Raw genomic sequence first — 12,603 nt, 5'->3', positions numbered from 1 at the left:
ATCTGGAGGTTATTCATCGGGCTGATGGTTACAGCTATGGATTCTAGGCGGCTAAAGCCGCTTGAGTCGGCTTTCCTCCTTGCTCTAAAGAGACAAGGCTCCCAGCCATCCCAAAAAACTTGGTGGGAGCAGAGGGCCAGGTCAAATTGTTTGTTGCTGAAGGGAAGTTGAGGAAGCTCAGCGATGAGGTAGCGTCCTGCCTGGAAACCAATTGAAAAGTCGCGCAGGAATTGGTTCATAGCAGCCATTCGCACTTCTCCTAGCTGTTCTGGAAAGGCGATCGTGTCCCACACATAGCTGTCTCGGTTAGCTGTAACGCCGTTGATGATTTGGGGGTAGGTTGCTTGGATACGCTGGGAGATCTCGTCGGTGCTGAATTGGTATATGGGATCGCAGGAGATAACGGAGTAGCCTTGGTGGGTCATTTCCGCATTAAAGCTAGCAGGCCCACCCCCACAGTCTAAGATTCGACGGTTCAGATCTGTTGGGGTAAGGCTGAACATGGCGATGTACTCGCTCAGCGATCGCCCCCAAGGCACAATAGTTTCTAATTTAATGCCCACTTGCTACTCCTCATTCCTCACTCCTCTCGCCTCATTCCTCACCTCCTAATGCATCAGCTCACCTTTCAAAACAGTGACCGCTTGACCAGCGATGGCAACGCGATCGCCTTGGCAATGCACTCGCAATACCCCACCACGGGGAGAAGCTTGATAGGCCAAAAATTCATCTTTTTTGAGGCGTTCTTGCCAATAGGGGCCAAGGCAGCAATGGGCAGAACCTGTGACTGGATCTTCGTCAATGCCTGATTGGGGAGCGAAAAAGCGGGAGACAAAATCGTACTCTCCAGCATCAGCTCGGCTGGTAATGATGATGCCTCGTACGAGAAATGCTTTGAGTAAAGTCAGATTGGGTTGCAGATCGCGAACCAGTGCTTCTGACTCTAGCTCTACCAAATAATCTACTTGGTTGTAGCCGACATAGTTGAGGTTGGTGACACCGAGGGCTGAGGCAAGTTCTGGTGGAGGCGCGATCGCGGTGGCAGGCTGAGCGGGAAAGTTGAGAACAATCCAGTCTCCTTGGCGCTGAGCTGTAAGCAGGCCGCTCCGAGTGTGGAATCGGGCTTCTTGAGGAGGTTCTAGATATCCCAATTCCCACAACACATGAGCACTGGCTAGGGTGGCATGACCGCACAGATCAACTTCAACGGTAGGGGTGAACCAACGGAGATTAAAGCCATCTTCCTGTTGTAGCAGGAAAGCGGTTTCCGATAAGTTCATTTCTCTGGCAACGTCTTGCATCCATTGGTCATCCCGTGGTTTAGGTAGGACACAAATGGCGGCAGGATTGCCACTAAAGGGTTGATTGGTAAATGCGTCTACCTGCGTAATTATCAGTCCCATAAATGTTCCAGTTTTTTGGCTTTGATGACTCAGCAACATCTAAAAGCCTATCGGAAAACTGGATTTATCTGTAGTAATGCTCCTCAATCCACATGCGAATTTCTGCTTCTGTGCCAAAGCAAACATAGTCGCCGTTGTTGGGGTTGTAGCCATGCCAATAGAGATTTCCCTGGCGATCGCTTTTTTGCCAAACTCGAATTTCGGCATAACGAGCAACTATTTGTCTCAAAGCTTGCCATAGGTTAGAGAGGCTTTGAGAAGTGGAGGCGAGGTTTAGAGATTTCATAATGAACCTCAAAAGAGGTAATCGAAAGTATTGTTATTACTTTGAAAGGTTTTACTTCTAATTGAAAAGGTACAAAAATAACTCAGTTTGACTGGTACAGTTTTTAGGCCTGCAATTATCTGTAGCGGCAATCGCAGAAGATTTGTAACACGATTGATTCCTCTACGGTAAATCAATCGCCAAATCTCTACATCGTCCTGTGAATTCATGCGATTGGGGGATGCTAAAAAGGTTAAATCTGAATTTCATTAAGTTATGAGTTGGCCTTTACTTGAAGGGTGGATCTAAGTTTTTAAGCTGGATAAAAACTGTTGAAAAGCTTAAGGATTTGAGACAGTAACTAATACAGTGGTATCACTTCAAAAACTGTTCTAGTAGAAATTGATCAAAATTGTACTAGGTTGATTTTAGGAGAATCGTCTATATTCCACCTTATGCCAGCTAGTAATGCTTGAATTTTGATTGAGGCTATTAGTGAATCTCAGCTCAAGCTAGTTTTAATTGCTGCTGTCATTGGGGTGAATGATGAGGATTCCATTAGATCGACAGTCACCAAAACCTGTATATTTGCAAATCCGCGATCGCATTCGGCATCTGATTCAGTCAGGAGCGATGCAGCCAGGAGAACGTCTACTGTCGATTCGGAGGTTGGCTGAGAATGCTCAAGTCAATAAGCTGACGGTGATTGAAGCTTATGGCGTATTAGAGGCGGATGGTTTGGTGTCTGCTCGTCAAGGCGCAGGATATTTTGTCAATTCTTCCTCCATTCCCGCTCCCAAATCTGAACCTACCTTTGCTCCAGCGCAGGATGTGATCATTCCGCAACAACGTAGCATCTCTTTTTTTGATGTCTATGCGGACTCGATGCTGGCGCAAACCCAAAAGGGCGTGATTAATCTAGGCTGTGGTTTCCCTCGCCCACCAGAGTCAGAGAATTTGCGGCGGATTGCTAGACGTGCGATCGCAGACATAGACACAGCTTTATTCAACTACGATTTGCCTCAAGGTCGCTTGGTGTTGCGGAAGCAGATCGCCCAAATGCTGGTGTGGCAACAAGGATTACAAGTCTCGACAGACAATATCATTATTACGAGCGGCTCGAAGCAAGGGTTGTCCTTGGTGATGCACTACTATGTGCAGCCAGGAGATTGGGTGATTGTGGAGAGTCCCACCTATCATGGGGCGATCGCTGTCCTGGAGAATTTGGGTGCAAGGGTAATTGGCATCCCGATGACCGCCACGGGGATGAATTTGGAACTGCTAGAACAATATCTCCGCAGTCATCGCCCCAAGCTGATCTACACGATTAGCACGCTGCACAATCCCACTGGCATTACAACTTCCCAAGTGCATCGGCAGCGGTTGTTAGAACTGGCAGAACAGTATGCCTGTCCCATTTTAGAAGACAACGCCTACGAAGGGCTGAATTTTGAGCCTGTTCCTGCTCCGATTAAAGCGATCGATCGCCAGGATCTAGTCACCTATATCGGCACCTTTTCTAAAACGCTGATGCCCGGATTGCGCGTGGGTTACATGGTCGTGACAGGTAAGCATTATCGCCCGTTGGTGGAACGCAAGCTGCTGAGCGATCTGCATGTCTCTACCGTCTCCCAAGCCATCATTAGCGAATATCTAGCCTCTGGTCACTATCGGCGGCATCTCAACCATCTCCGCACCGAGAATTTGCAAAGCCGTAATGCCATGCTGCAAGCGCTAGAACGTTATTTCCCTCAAGAAGCGTCTTGGACTGTACCGAATGGCGGTCTCTTTCTCTGGGTGCATTTGCCATCCCAGCTACCAATGACAACCATTCGCCAGGAAGCGATCGCCCAAAAAGTCGTCATGTCCTGCGGCTCTCTCTTCTTCCCCGACCAAAAAGGCTACACAGCCATGCGCTTGAATTACTCCTCCCCACCTGCGGAGATTGATCGGGGTATTTCAGTGTTAGGGCAACTGCTGACAAAGTATCTGTAAACCTTAGCTGATCCTCTATCTGAAAGAGCGAGAAAAGAGGGGCGATCGCCAACCAATTCGTTTGTTATTAGCTTTATTTAGTTACTTTAAATCTTCAAAGTTCAATTTCAGATTAAATCGGGCTTTAAGACTAAGCCTTATGACTCTTTTCTATATAAATGACAAAAACTATTTTCAGAGCTAACATAGCCCACCTCAATCGAAAAATTTCTTTTTAAGTCTAAATAGGAAACTCTATCTACTGCTATATTTGCGCTTTCCAAATCTCCACAAACAAGTATAAGTATTACTTTATCTACCAAAGTACTCATAGATAAAGACTGTGTTATACTCAAACATCTTATAAGATCTGCATGATTATTAACTTTTCTTACTAGTATGCCGTACTTGGCTTGATTTAAAAAACTAACAATATAATTAAAGATTAAAACATTAAATTTAATTTTTGGGCCGTGAGCCTGATACCTATTAATAATCCAATCCAATACTTTTTCCTCTATATTTTCTTGGCTAATTGGTACTGTTTCTTTGATTTGATTAAGGACACCTCTTTGTTCATTATTTTTTATTTCTTCAATTACAGGTTCACTAGCTTCATAAAGTTCCAGAAATTGAGAAAAGCTAATAATATAAAATGATTTACCTTTAGAGCAACGATTAAACTCATTAACAAGTTCATATCTGGGATATATAGGTTGGTTATCACTTCGATGCCACCAATCAGTTTTCTCATCTCCAGAGATGAAGATAACACTTCTTTCAAAAGTCTTGCCAATCTCAAGTATTGTGTGCCAAATTAATAGGTCGCCAATCCCCTTATCCTCTTTGGAAGAATCTTTATAACCTGGCAGTATACTATGAAGTTGACGTTTTTTTAAATCATTTTCTAACTTTTCTCGGTCGATTGGTAGATCAAATACTACATTATTGATGCTGAAAAGCTCATTATATATTCTGCTTACAGGATCATTCCAGTTCCATTCATATATTTCGTCTAAAATCTCACCTATTTTATTTCTGTAGTTTTTCAGGGCTTTACTAATAGTTTCTTCGAGCTCTTTGATTTCTTGATATTGAGCAAGTTGCTCAAGTAAAGGATAACTACTAACTGTTAAGTTAAGATTTCTCTTCCTAGACAATTGTTGATAGACCTCAAGAAGCTTATTGGTTCTATTTTTTGCAAATTCGCGTGCCACTTGCCCTGGAATAATTAAACGGTTTTCTGCGACTAAAGATCTATATATATTTTTAATTTGTTCAAGGCTCTGTTTCCCTGTAGTGTAGGGGATGAGTAGTGCATTTGTGTCAACGACAATATAGCAATAATCTTTAATCTCTTTTAGGGATTTAATATTAAGTGTGAATATAGAATTAGCTTCTGGAAATATAGAATTTGCGATAAAAATATCAAAATCGTTATCTTCCTTCTTTTGTGACATTGTAGTATTTTTGCTTTGTAGTTTATTGCCAAAGAATAATTTAGTTAGTCTTGGTAAGTTAAGTGCATCAGTTATAAACAGGACTGCTGCTAATAGTGATGTTTCTTGCTCTCGATAGTGAGGCGCTGGGTGCAGGTCTACTATTCAAGATATTTGCACAGGCTAGGTCAATTGGAATGTTCCTTGGCGGTCGTTCAATAATAACTCATTTACTATGCCAACATGGATTCAAACAGCAGTGACAGAAGGTGAAATTGTCAGCAAGACGCTACAGCATTCGGTCAGGTGTTTAAAGTAGATTGGACTGTACCAGATACTAATGGAGTTGAACTACGAACCATTTGGGAAATTAGAACTGGCGATTCAAATCCACGCTTAGTTTCTGCATTTATTAAATAATATGAAACCTCCCAGTCTCCTAGATACAGTTGCTACACTCAAGCCAATTTCAAGCGATCGCCTCATTCTAGCCGAACCTAGCTATGCCTCTATTTCCAGCCTGCCTCCTGGACAAGTTGGAACAGTTGTTGAAAGGTATGAAGAATTGGATCAAACCCAATATTTAGTAGAATTTGCCGATCTACAAGGACGTGAATATCTCATGGCTGTCTTACAGGTAGATGAGCTGCTAGTGTTGCACTACGAACTCTCTGTTGCTTAATTGCAGTAGCTTACTTCACGCTGACAAATCGTTCTTTGGCGATCGCTCTCATCCGACTTAAACTAGTTAAATTTCTAAGGTTTGCAACTATTTGTGAGCAAGATGTGGCGACTGATCTGGGTGCTAGCAGGCGTAGGCGGTGTGGCGATCGCCCTACTCGCAATGTCGCAAACCCGATCTACTTTCGACTCTAAGCCGCGAACAGTGTCATCTCCTACCCCCCAACCGCCACAGCACTTGCCATTGCAATACAAAACTTACACCTTAACTCATAGCGTGGTGCATACCCTCCGGATTCCAGCGCAAAGCTCATTTACAGTGGTGCCCGCAGTCTCAGACAGCATCGATACTTTAGAAAGTTTTGCCAAAGCGTATGGGGCGATCGCCGTCCTTAACGGTGGCTTCTTTGACCCCACCAACCAGAAATCGACTTCCTATGTGGTCCTACAAGGCAAATTAATAGCCGATCCAAAACTAAATGAGCGCTTAGTCAACAACCCAGATCTATCTCCTTATCTCAACCAAATATTCAATCGTACCGAGTTCCGCCGCTACCAATGTGATTCCACCATCCGCTACGACATCGCTCCGCACAACGCGCCTCTCCCTGCCAACTGTCATCTCATAGATACTTTGGGCGGTGGACCTCGCCTGCTACCAGAGCTGACCGCACAGCCAGAGGGATTTGTGGATACAGTCAACGGTGGAGTGATTCGCGATCCGTTAGGCATCAATCAACCCAACGCCAGAACCGCGATCGCCCTCACTCAGACAGGAGATGTAATTTGGGTCATGGTAGCCCAAAAACCAGAATCCCCAACGACTCAGGCATGACCTTTACCGAACTAACCACCTTCCTGAAAACTTTAGGTGCAGAGCAAGCCATGAACCTAGATGGCGGCAGTTCCTCCTCCTTCTACTACCAAGGCAAAACCTCGTACGGCAAAGTAGACACCGAAGGATACCCCATCCAACGCCCCGTCAAATCTGTTTTGTTAGTACTGCCATCAAGCGATCGCCCCACCATCTCTCAAAAGCAAACTCCTCCTTAATCCTGAACCTGCTACCACAAAACCCTTTTGGAGGGGGTCTGGGGGACGCAACCGTCCCTCAGCGGGGGTTTGGGGGCAGGTGCCCCCAAGCTCTTGGTTTTTCAAAAGATGGTAAATCCATAGGCGATCGCAGATGTCGCAACAGTCTAGTTAAATAGGGACAAATCTGCCCGTTTATATAGGGTAGTGGATTGAACGATGCTTCTAGATTAAGTCCACAGAGGGTGATATCGCTAGCCCAGGAAAGCCAAACTAGACCCATAAAACCATTCGGAAAGCTGCCATGCGTTGGGAATTCGGTCGTAGAAGCGAAAACGTTGAAGATCGGCGTGGCTCTAGAGTTTCTGGCCCCCTCGTTGGTGGCGGCATTGGTTCAATACTCTTGGCACTGGTTGTAGCATTTTTAGGTGGTGACCCTAGCGTCATCCTCGATCAAGCTTCTCCCTCCGGCGATCGCTCTTCCCCCAACTCCACACAAACCACCAATTCCCCTGCTGAAGACCAAATGGCCGACTTCGTCTCAGTCGTGCTGGCCGACACCGAAGACACCTGGAACCAAATTTTCCAACAGGCAGGCGAAGATTACGTTGAACCTACACTCGTACTGTTTTCAGGCGCGGTGGAATCCGCTTGTGGTTATGCCGAAGCAGCAGTCGGGCCGTTTTATTGCCCTAGAGACCAAAAAGTTTACATCGACTTGAGTTTCTACGAAGACTTGAAAAACCGCTACGACGCACCCGGAGACTTTGCTCAGGCTTATGTCGTAGCCCATGAAGTAGGCCATCATGTCCAAAATTTGCTAGGTATTTCCGATAAAGTGCGATCGCTCCAAAGCCAAGCCAGCAGTAAAGCCGAAGCCAATCAACTCTCCGTCCGGTTAGAGCTACAGGCCGATTGCTTCGCGGGTGTCTGGGCCAACCAAGCCAATCGTTCCCGTCAAGTTTTAGAAACAGGTGACATCGAAGAAGCCCTAACTGCTGCGAGTAGTATTGGAGACGATCGCCTCCAAAGCCGCTCTAAAGGTTACGTAGTGCCTGAATCATTTACCCACGGCAGCTCAGCGCAACGAGTCGAGTGGTTCCGCCGGGGGGTTCAAGGTGGCGACCCTGACCAATGCAATACATTCGCCGCCAACAGTCTGTAATTCACGACGCTTAACCACCCCGTAATCCAAAACCCTGAGGCTGCATAGGCAGTCTTGTAACTGTAGCCGCACCTTTTAAGGTGGCGGTTATTTTGGTGTAAGTTTTCTTCCTAAGCTCGCGATCGCCTGCCTGTCCGGGGTTGAAGGCATTGTTAAGCCATGCTTATAGCTACCCCCAGAAATAATGAGTAGCAGAAAATCTAAAAAGTGTTGCAATCTGTAAATAATCTGTTACATTAGTTTACATAAAGCAACAAAGAGAAAAAGACATGCGTTACACAACCGACGAAAACGGCGTTCTCAACAACTACGCAGCTGAGCCTGCCATGTACTACGCCGAATATCCCACCCCAGAACAACAACAGCGCTACCTATTCCAAGGCGCGATCGCCGTTCTTTTGGTCGCAGCCTCTCTATTTTTGGCTATCTCTGTCAGCTAACTTTCCCTGTTAGTCGAGATTTTTTCCTAAAAAGCTTTGGGAGAGCTTAAAGCCGCCAGCACATAACTTCCCAGCCTCGGTCTTTGACTGGGGCTTTTAGTTTTTGGGGTCAGTAATGCAAGCTAATCAAACAAAAAAAATCTCCAGTCGTAAGGCTGGAGACCTGTGTGAGATCGCGCTTCGGAGAAACAGGTATTGGGTCTATGACCAATGCAGTAGTGTCCCTAACTAGACTGCAAACTAGCGAGTCAACAGCAAATCTTCTTCTGTCCTAGAAGAAAAAGCAGCTTCTTTGGGTAGCTGAGTCAACAGAATTTCTGGATGTTCCAGCTCCGGATGTTCGAGGAGTAGAGCATCTAGCATCGGCTCAACTTCCGAGAAGTAACTCCGTCTGTGGCTACTGTTAACAGTTAAGCGTCCGGTGACAGTAGAAAGCATCGTAGCTAGCGTTTGGTACGGCTTCATAAGCAGGGGAAGAATGCCAACTGCCATCATTATTCCGGGCGATCGCGAGCAATGTAGAATCGTAAGCTACAAAAAGCGATCGCCTTGATCCAACTTAGCGCTCCGAAATCACTCAAAAGCAGCCTCCAACTTGTTATACAAGTATTGGGAGTCTTCTGGATTTTCGAGATCAACCATTAAGGAGTGTTGCGATGCCTACCTATCCCGGAATTTCGAGTGAAGCATTTCGGCATCCCCTCGATCGCCAAGCCGAGCAGGCATTACGCAATGTCCCTGGCTTCGATCTCGTGGCTCGAAAATTTGTGGAATTTCTCTATGAACGGCCCCAACTGATTTACCTAATGGGCAACAGTATTCAAGTTGGCCCCCGGCAGTACGCCTCGATTTATCACATTTTTCGCGAATGTGTCCGAGATCTAGACATTCAACCGGAGCCTTCCCTATTTGTGGTGCAAAATCCTCTGGCCAACAGTTACGCCCTGGGACAAGAGCATCCTTATATCGTCCTTCATACAGGGCTGCTGGACTTACTCAGTGACGCGGAAATTCGAGTCGTGCTAGCCCATGAGTTAGGTCACATCAAATGCGGTCATACCACCTTAATCCAGATGGCGAACTGGGCCATTCAGATGGTAGCGGCGATCGGAGAAATGACGATGGGTTTGGGCAACATCGTCGGCAGTGGTTTAATCTATGCCTTTTACGAATGGCGACGCAAAGCCGAACTGACCTCCGATCGCGCCGCACTCCTCGCCACCGACGACCTGACATTGGTAATGCAAACCATGATGAAAATTGCGGGGGGAAGTAGCAAGCATCTGCAAGAGTGCAGCTTAAATGAATTTATCCGCCAATCGGAAAGCTACCAAGAGCTAGACCAAGATGGCTTAAATCAGATTTACAAGTTTTTGCTCTACAACGGCAACGGTTCTCAAGGCTCCATGCTCAGCCATCCTTTCCCGGTTGAGCGCATTCGTTACATCCGCGAATGGGCCAGCTCAGAAGAATATCGTCAGATTCGCCAAGGTCATTATGCCCGTGCTGAGGCGGCGGGAGCAGTCAATACTTCAGCAAAATCGCCTCAAGCAGAAGCAGAAGAGTTGCGGCGGCAGTTGGAAGAATTGCAAAAAGAGATCAACCGCATTCGGCGAGATAAATAGGCCGAGATAAACAAAGCGATCGCAATTCGTGCAAACCTAGCGCGATCGCCCTTGCCACACCGATTCAGCCCATTAAGATCACGTTGTCAATGACATGAATAATGCCGTTATCGGCTTCGATGTCAGGAGCGACCACCGTGGCGTTTTTGACCTCAAAGCCATCGGACAGATCAAGACGAATCGGTGATCCTTCTACAGAGGTGAGAGAGTCTACCTTGGCGAGGTCAGCTTGAGTCCATTTCCCCGGCACCACATGATAGGTGAGGATGCGGGCCAGTTGAGGGATATTTTGCAACAGCGTATGAATGGTTCCGGGTGGCAGCTTAGCAAAGGCAGCATCATTTGGAGCAAAGACTGTGAACGGCCCCGGACTTTTCAGTGTCTCGACCAAACCTGCGGCTTGGACTGCTGCCACCAACGTATTAAAAGAACCAGCACTTACTGCAATATCAACAATATCAGCCATAGCGTTTGAGGTTTAAGGAGGAGAAGTTAAAGAACAATAGGTTACGGTCATCGTAGGGGTGAAGTATTCGGGCAGCTATGCGTAAGATTGAGTCAGAGGGGCGTTTCCGAATGCTTCACCCGCCTTTTTGCGGAACATTTGCGGATAGGTTGAGTTATCGATAAGACTGAGCCTGAATATCCCGCAAACGAGCTTCTGGGCGTTTAAAGCGATCGATCTGCGCTTCAAAGAACTCTCGATTGGCTTGCAAATGCTTGGGATTTTGATCATCTAAAGGATAGAGCAAGGCTGTCCGTAGGGCTTGGATCACCGCCGAAGTCACACAGTACATCGATCGCTGAAAACTCACCCCTAGCTGAATCAGCATGTCATCTTTGCCACGGCAATGTTGCTGGTAATAGTCCACCAAGTAAGGTGGGAGGAAGTGCAACATATCCTGCATGAGTAATGTCGGAGGAATCCCTGCTGTGCCTACCGGATTCACATCGGCGTAAAGAATACCGTAGTGGAAATCTTTTTGTTCGGCTGGCACTTGCTCTGCCTGAGCATTGTAAGACTTGGTGCCCCGGAAAGGAGCGGTGCGATAGAACACAGCTTCTACATAAGGGAGAGCGGCTTCATACAGCCAGGTAAACCCGCAAGATTTGGGGATGATTTCAAAGCATTCTCCCCCGATATAGACATGGTGATAAATCGGTCGGCCTGCAACTGCAAAGATGCCATTCACCAGGAAATTCATCGCTTCGGGAACGCTGGTGATTTCGCCGCAATCGTAGCGATCGCTCATCTCAAAGAACACCGGAGCCATGACTTCCCAGAACAGACCCAGGTTGGCGTAGTAGGAGAGCTGCCGTACCTGCTCAATAAACATTTCTGGGAACAGCTTGTAGAGGCCCAGCATGGCAGGGTTGCCCTTGAAGTAAGCCTTGATGGCGCGATCGGCAGCAGCTTTATATTCTGGGGTGTCGAGATAAGGGTCAAACTTACCTCCCATGCCTCGGTGCCACAACATCGCCCGCATACAAGCTTCGGCAAACTCCATATTGACGCGATCGTGCAGCAAATGGTGGAACAGTTTGGGCATTTGGGTGGTTTCGCCCTTCTGCATGAACTCTAATAGTTCTGGATGGGCAGTTGCTTCACCACGCCAAATCCGCAAATCTGCGTCGTCTCCAGCGTAGTGGTTGTGCAGGTCTAAATATTCTTGAGGCAGGAAATACTTGAAAAAGGGTAGGGGGTTAAGGAAGACTCGCTCCGCAATATAAAGGAGATCGCGCCAGTAGAAATCCATCGGCACTGCATAGGCTTTGTAGATACCAATAATTTGCATGAGGTTCTCTGGCGTATCAGGCAGCATGGCACCACCCGCTTCTAGCCGATGAATCACCTCGGCAAATTCATGGGTAGAAGGAGGTAACTGGGTTGCGGTTGCAGTTGTCATGATGCAGATCTCCTTTTCGGGATAGGAATTGATTCAAGAAACTGTAGCTGAATAATCGCGTCGTATTTTTAGGGCGTGGACAATGCTCAGAACATCATGAGTCCAGGTGGGCAAAACTAGTGTCATGATGATTTCTTCGAGGCTGTTGATCAGACCGAGGGCGATCGCACTCCACAACGCTAAACCTGCATCATTGAAGCCAAACAAAGCCACTGTGGCAGCGAACAAAGTTAGACCCCAAACTTTAGCGCTGTAGGTGTGATAACTGGGAGTTTTGCCAAACTTCAGCCAGCTCAGGCTAAACAATAAGACCTGTACAGCCATGACCGTGAGCAGGGGAAGGCGGAAGTCAATCAACACTTGGGGATAGACTAACCAAGCACTGGCCGCGATGCCGCTATAAAGTGCCACATCAGCCCAACTATCCGCTTGTCGTAACTGCATTGTACTGACACCCAAACGCCGAGCAATCATGCCATCGAAGATATCAGAGAGAAAAGCGGCAATAAAGCCAATTAGAAACCAGACAGATATGTTGCGATCCAGGGCATCCCAAACGAGACAGGGAGCAATTAGCAAGCGCATCACCACCAGCGCAAACGGTAAAGATTTGATTGAGAATTGAGCGGAAGCAGAAGAAATTGGCTGGGGTGAAGGTTGCATCGTGGTTTT

Annotated in this window: 13 protein-coding genes and 1 pseudogene; 6 read left to right on the top strand and 8 right to left on the bottom strand. The window is 46.8% G+C overall.

Features of this window, described 5'->3' with window-relative positions; all coding sequences use genetic code 11:
- From KME12_16865 to KME12_16855, 3 genes are all read right to left on the bottom strand, one after another.
- A partial coding sequence (locus KME12_16865) for a hypothetical protein (GenBank protein MBW4489459.1) occupies window positions 1-563 on the bottom strand: 563 nt, incomplete at its 3' end.
- A 45-nt stretch (window positions 564-608) separates the two neighbouring features.
- The gene (locus KME12_16860; protein ID MBW4489458.1) at window positions 609-1,403 is read right to left on the bottom strand and encodes a PhzF family phenazine biosynthesis protein; all 795 of its coding nucleotides are present in this window, start codon (window positions 1,401-1,403) and stop codon (window positions 609-611) included.
- Window positions 1,404-1,467: 64 nt separating this feature from the next.
- Window positions 1,468-1,689, bottom strand: coding sequence for a hypothetical protein (locus KME12_16855; protein MBW4489457.1), 222 nt, complete (start codon window positions 1,687-1,689; stop codon window positions 1,468-1,470).
- 525 nt (window positions 1,690-2,214) lie between these two features.
- Here KME12_16855 and KME12_16850 point away from each other — a divergent pair.
- On the top strand, window positions 2,215-3,663 hold the full coding sequence (locus KME12_16850; protein MBW4489456.1) for a PLP-dependent aminotransferase family protein: 1,449 nt from the start codon (window positions 2,215-2,217) through the stop codon (window positions 3,661-3,663).
- A gap of 137 nt (window positions 3,664-3,800) precedes the next feature.
- Here KME12_16850 and KME12_16845 read toward each other — a convergent pair whose 3' ends face one another.
- Window positions 3,801-5,102 carry a DUF4935 domain-containing protein gene (locus tag KME12_16845; protein ID MBW4489455.1) on the bottom strand — a complete coding sequence of 434 codons (1,302 nt, stop codon included), beginning with the start codon at window positions 5,100-5,102 and terminating at the stop codon, window positions 3,801-3,803.
- Window positions 5,103-5,502: 400 nt separating this feature from the next.
- On the opposite strand from KME12_16845, the gene KME12_16840 reads away from it, so the two are divergent.
- The 4 genes and pseudogenes from KME12_16840 (at window position 5,503) to KME12_16825 (ending at window position 8,399) form a co-directional block, all read left to right on the top strand.
- Entirely contained in the window at window positions 5,503-5,763 is a 261-nt protein-coding gene (locus tag KME12_16840) for a DUF4926 domain-containing protein (protein MBW4489454.1), read from the top strand.
- A 102-nt stretch (window positions 5,764-5,865) separates the two neighbouring features.
- Window positions 5,866-6,815 (top strand): annotated as a pseudogene (locus tag KME12_16835) (phosphodiester glycosidase family protein).
- A 283-nt stretch (window positions 6,816-7,098) separates the two neighbouring features.
- The gene (locus tag KME12_16830) at window positions 7,099-7,959 is read left to right on the top strand and encodes a zinc metallopeptidase (GenBank protein ID MBW4489453.1); all 861 of its coding nucleotides are present in this window, start codon (window positions 7,099-7,101) and stop codon (window positions 7,957-7,959) included.
- 269 nt (window positions 7,960-8,228) lie between these two features.
- The gene (locus tag KME12_16825; protein ID MBW4489452.1) at window positions 8,229-8,399 is read left to right on the top strand and encodes a ssl1498 family light-harvesting-like protein; all 171 of its coding nucleotides are present in this window, start codon (window positions 8,229-8,231) and stop codon (window positions 8,397-8,399) included.
- Window positions 8,400-8,639: 240 nt separating this feature from the next.
- Here KME12_16825 and KME12_16820 read toward each other — a convergent pair whose 3' ends face one another.
- Window positions 8,640-8,864, bottom strand: coding sequence for a hypothetical protein (locus KME12_16820; GenBank protein ID MBW4489451.1), 225 nt, complete (start codon window positions 8,862-8,864; stop codon window positions 8,640-8,642).
- A gap of 191 nt (window positions 8,865-9,055) precedes the next feature.
- Between KME12_16820 and KME12_16815 the strand changes: the two genes are divergently transcribed.
- The gene (locus KME12_16815; GenBank protein MBW4489450.1) at window positions 9,056-10,024 is read left to right on the top strand and encodes a M48 family metallopeptidase; all 969 of its coding nucleotides are present in this window, start codon (window positions 9,056-9,058) and stop codon (window positions 10,022-10,024) included.
- Window positions 10,025-10,088: 64 nt separating this feature from the next.
- On the opposite strand, the gene KME12_16810 is transcribed toward KME12_16815, so the two are convergent.
- From KME12_16810 to KME12_16800, 3 genes are all read right to left on the bottom strand, one after another.
- The gene (locus KME12_16810; GenBank protein MBW4489449.1) at window positions 10,089-10,490 is read right to left on the bottom strand and encodes a fasciclin domain-containing protein; all 402 of its coding nucleotides are present in this window, start codon (window positions 10,488-10,490) and stop codon (window positions 10,089-10,091) included.
- Window positions 10,491-10,644: 154 nt separating this feature from the next.
- Complete coding sequence (locus KME12_16805) at window positions 10,645-11,931, bottom strand: CO2 hydration protein (protein ID MBW4489448.1); 1,287 nt, start codon at window positions 11,929-11,931, stop codon at window positions 10,645-10,647.
- Window positions 11,932-11,964: 33 nt separating this feature from the next.
- Window positions 11,965-12,594 carry a CDP-alcohol phosphatidyltransferase family protein gene (locus tag KME12_16800; GenBank protein ID MBW4489447.1) on the bottom strand — a complete coding sequence of 210 codons (630 nt, stop codon included), beginning with the start codon at window positions 12,592-12,594 and terminating at the stop codon, window positions 11,965-11,967.
- Window positions 12,595-12,603: the final 9 nt, after the last annotated feature.

This window comes from Trichocoleus desertorum ATA4-8-CV12, from assembly GCA_019358975.1.
Lineage (GTDB): Bacteria > Cyanobacteriota > Cyanobacteriia > FACHB-46 > FACHB-46 > Trichocoleus > Trichocoleus desertorum_A.
Note: the sequence above shows the minus strand (reverse complement) of the source record. Positions and strands in the feature narration are given on the sequence as shown.

What these genes read in the sequence shown, in the direction of transcription:
- KME12_16860 (MBW4489458.1), bottom strand. Translation starts at nt 1,403, where the DNA reads ATGGGACTGATAATTACGCAGGTAGACGCATTTACCAATCAACCCTTT.
- KME12_16855 (MBW4489457.1), bottom strand. Translation starts at nt 1,689, where the DNA reads ATGAAATCTCTAAACCTCGCCTCCACTTCTCAAAGCCTCTCTAACCTA.
- KME12_16850 (MBW4489456.1), top strand. Translation starts at nt 2,215, where the DNA reads ATGAGGATTCCATTAGATCGACAGTCACCAAAACCTGTATATTTGCAA.
- KME12_16845 (MBW4489455.1), bottom strand. Translation starts at nt 5,102, where the DNA reads ATGTCACAAAAGAAGGAAGATAACGATTTTGATATTTTTATCGCAAAT.
- KME12_16840 (MBW4489454.1), top strand. Translation starts at nt 5,503, where the DNA reads ATGAAACCTCCCAGTCTCCTAGATACAGTTGCTACACTCAAGCCAATT.
- KME12_16830 (MBW4489453.1), top strand. Translation starts at nt 7,099, where the DNA reads ATGCGTTGGGAATTCGGTCGTAGAAGCGAAAACGTTGAAGATCGGCGT.
- KME12_16825 (MBW4489452.1), top strand. Translation starts at nt 8,229, where the DNA reads ATGCGTTACACAACCGACGAAAACGGCGTTCTCAACAACTACGCAGCT.
- KME12_16820 (MBW4489451.1), bottom strand. Translation starts at nt 8,864, where the DNA reads ATGAAGCCGTACCAAACGCTAGCTACGATGCTTTCTACTGTCACCGGA.
- KME12_16815 (MBW4489450.1), top strand. Translation starts at nt 9,056, where the DNA reads ATGCCTACCTATCCCGGAATTTCGAGTGAAGCATTTCGGCATCCCCTC.
- KME12_16810 (MBW4489449.1), bottom strand. Translation starts at nt 10,490, where the DNA reads ATGGCTGATATTGTTGATATTGCAGTAAGTGCTGGTTCTTTTAATACG.
- KME12_16805 (MBW4489448.1), bottom strand. Translation starts at nt 11,931, where the DNA reads ATGACAACTGCAACCGCAACCCAGTTACCTCCTTCTACCCATGAATTT.
- KME12_16800 (MBW4489447.1), bottom strand. Translation starts at nt 12,594, where the DNA reads ATGCAACCTTCACCCCAGCCAATTTCTTCTGCTTCCGCTCAATTCTCA.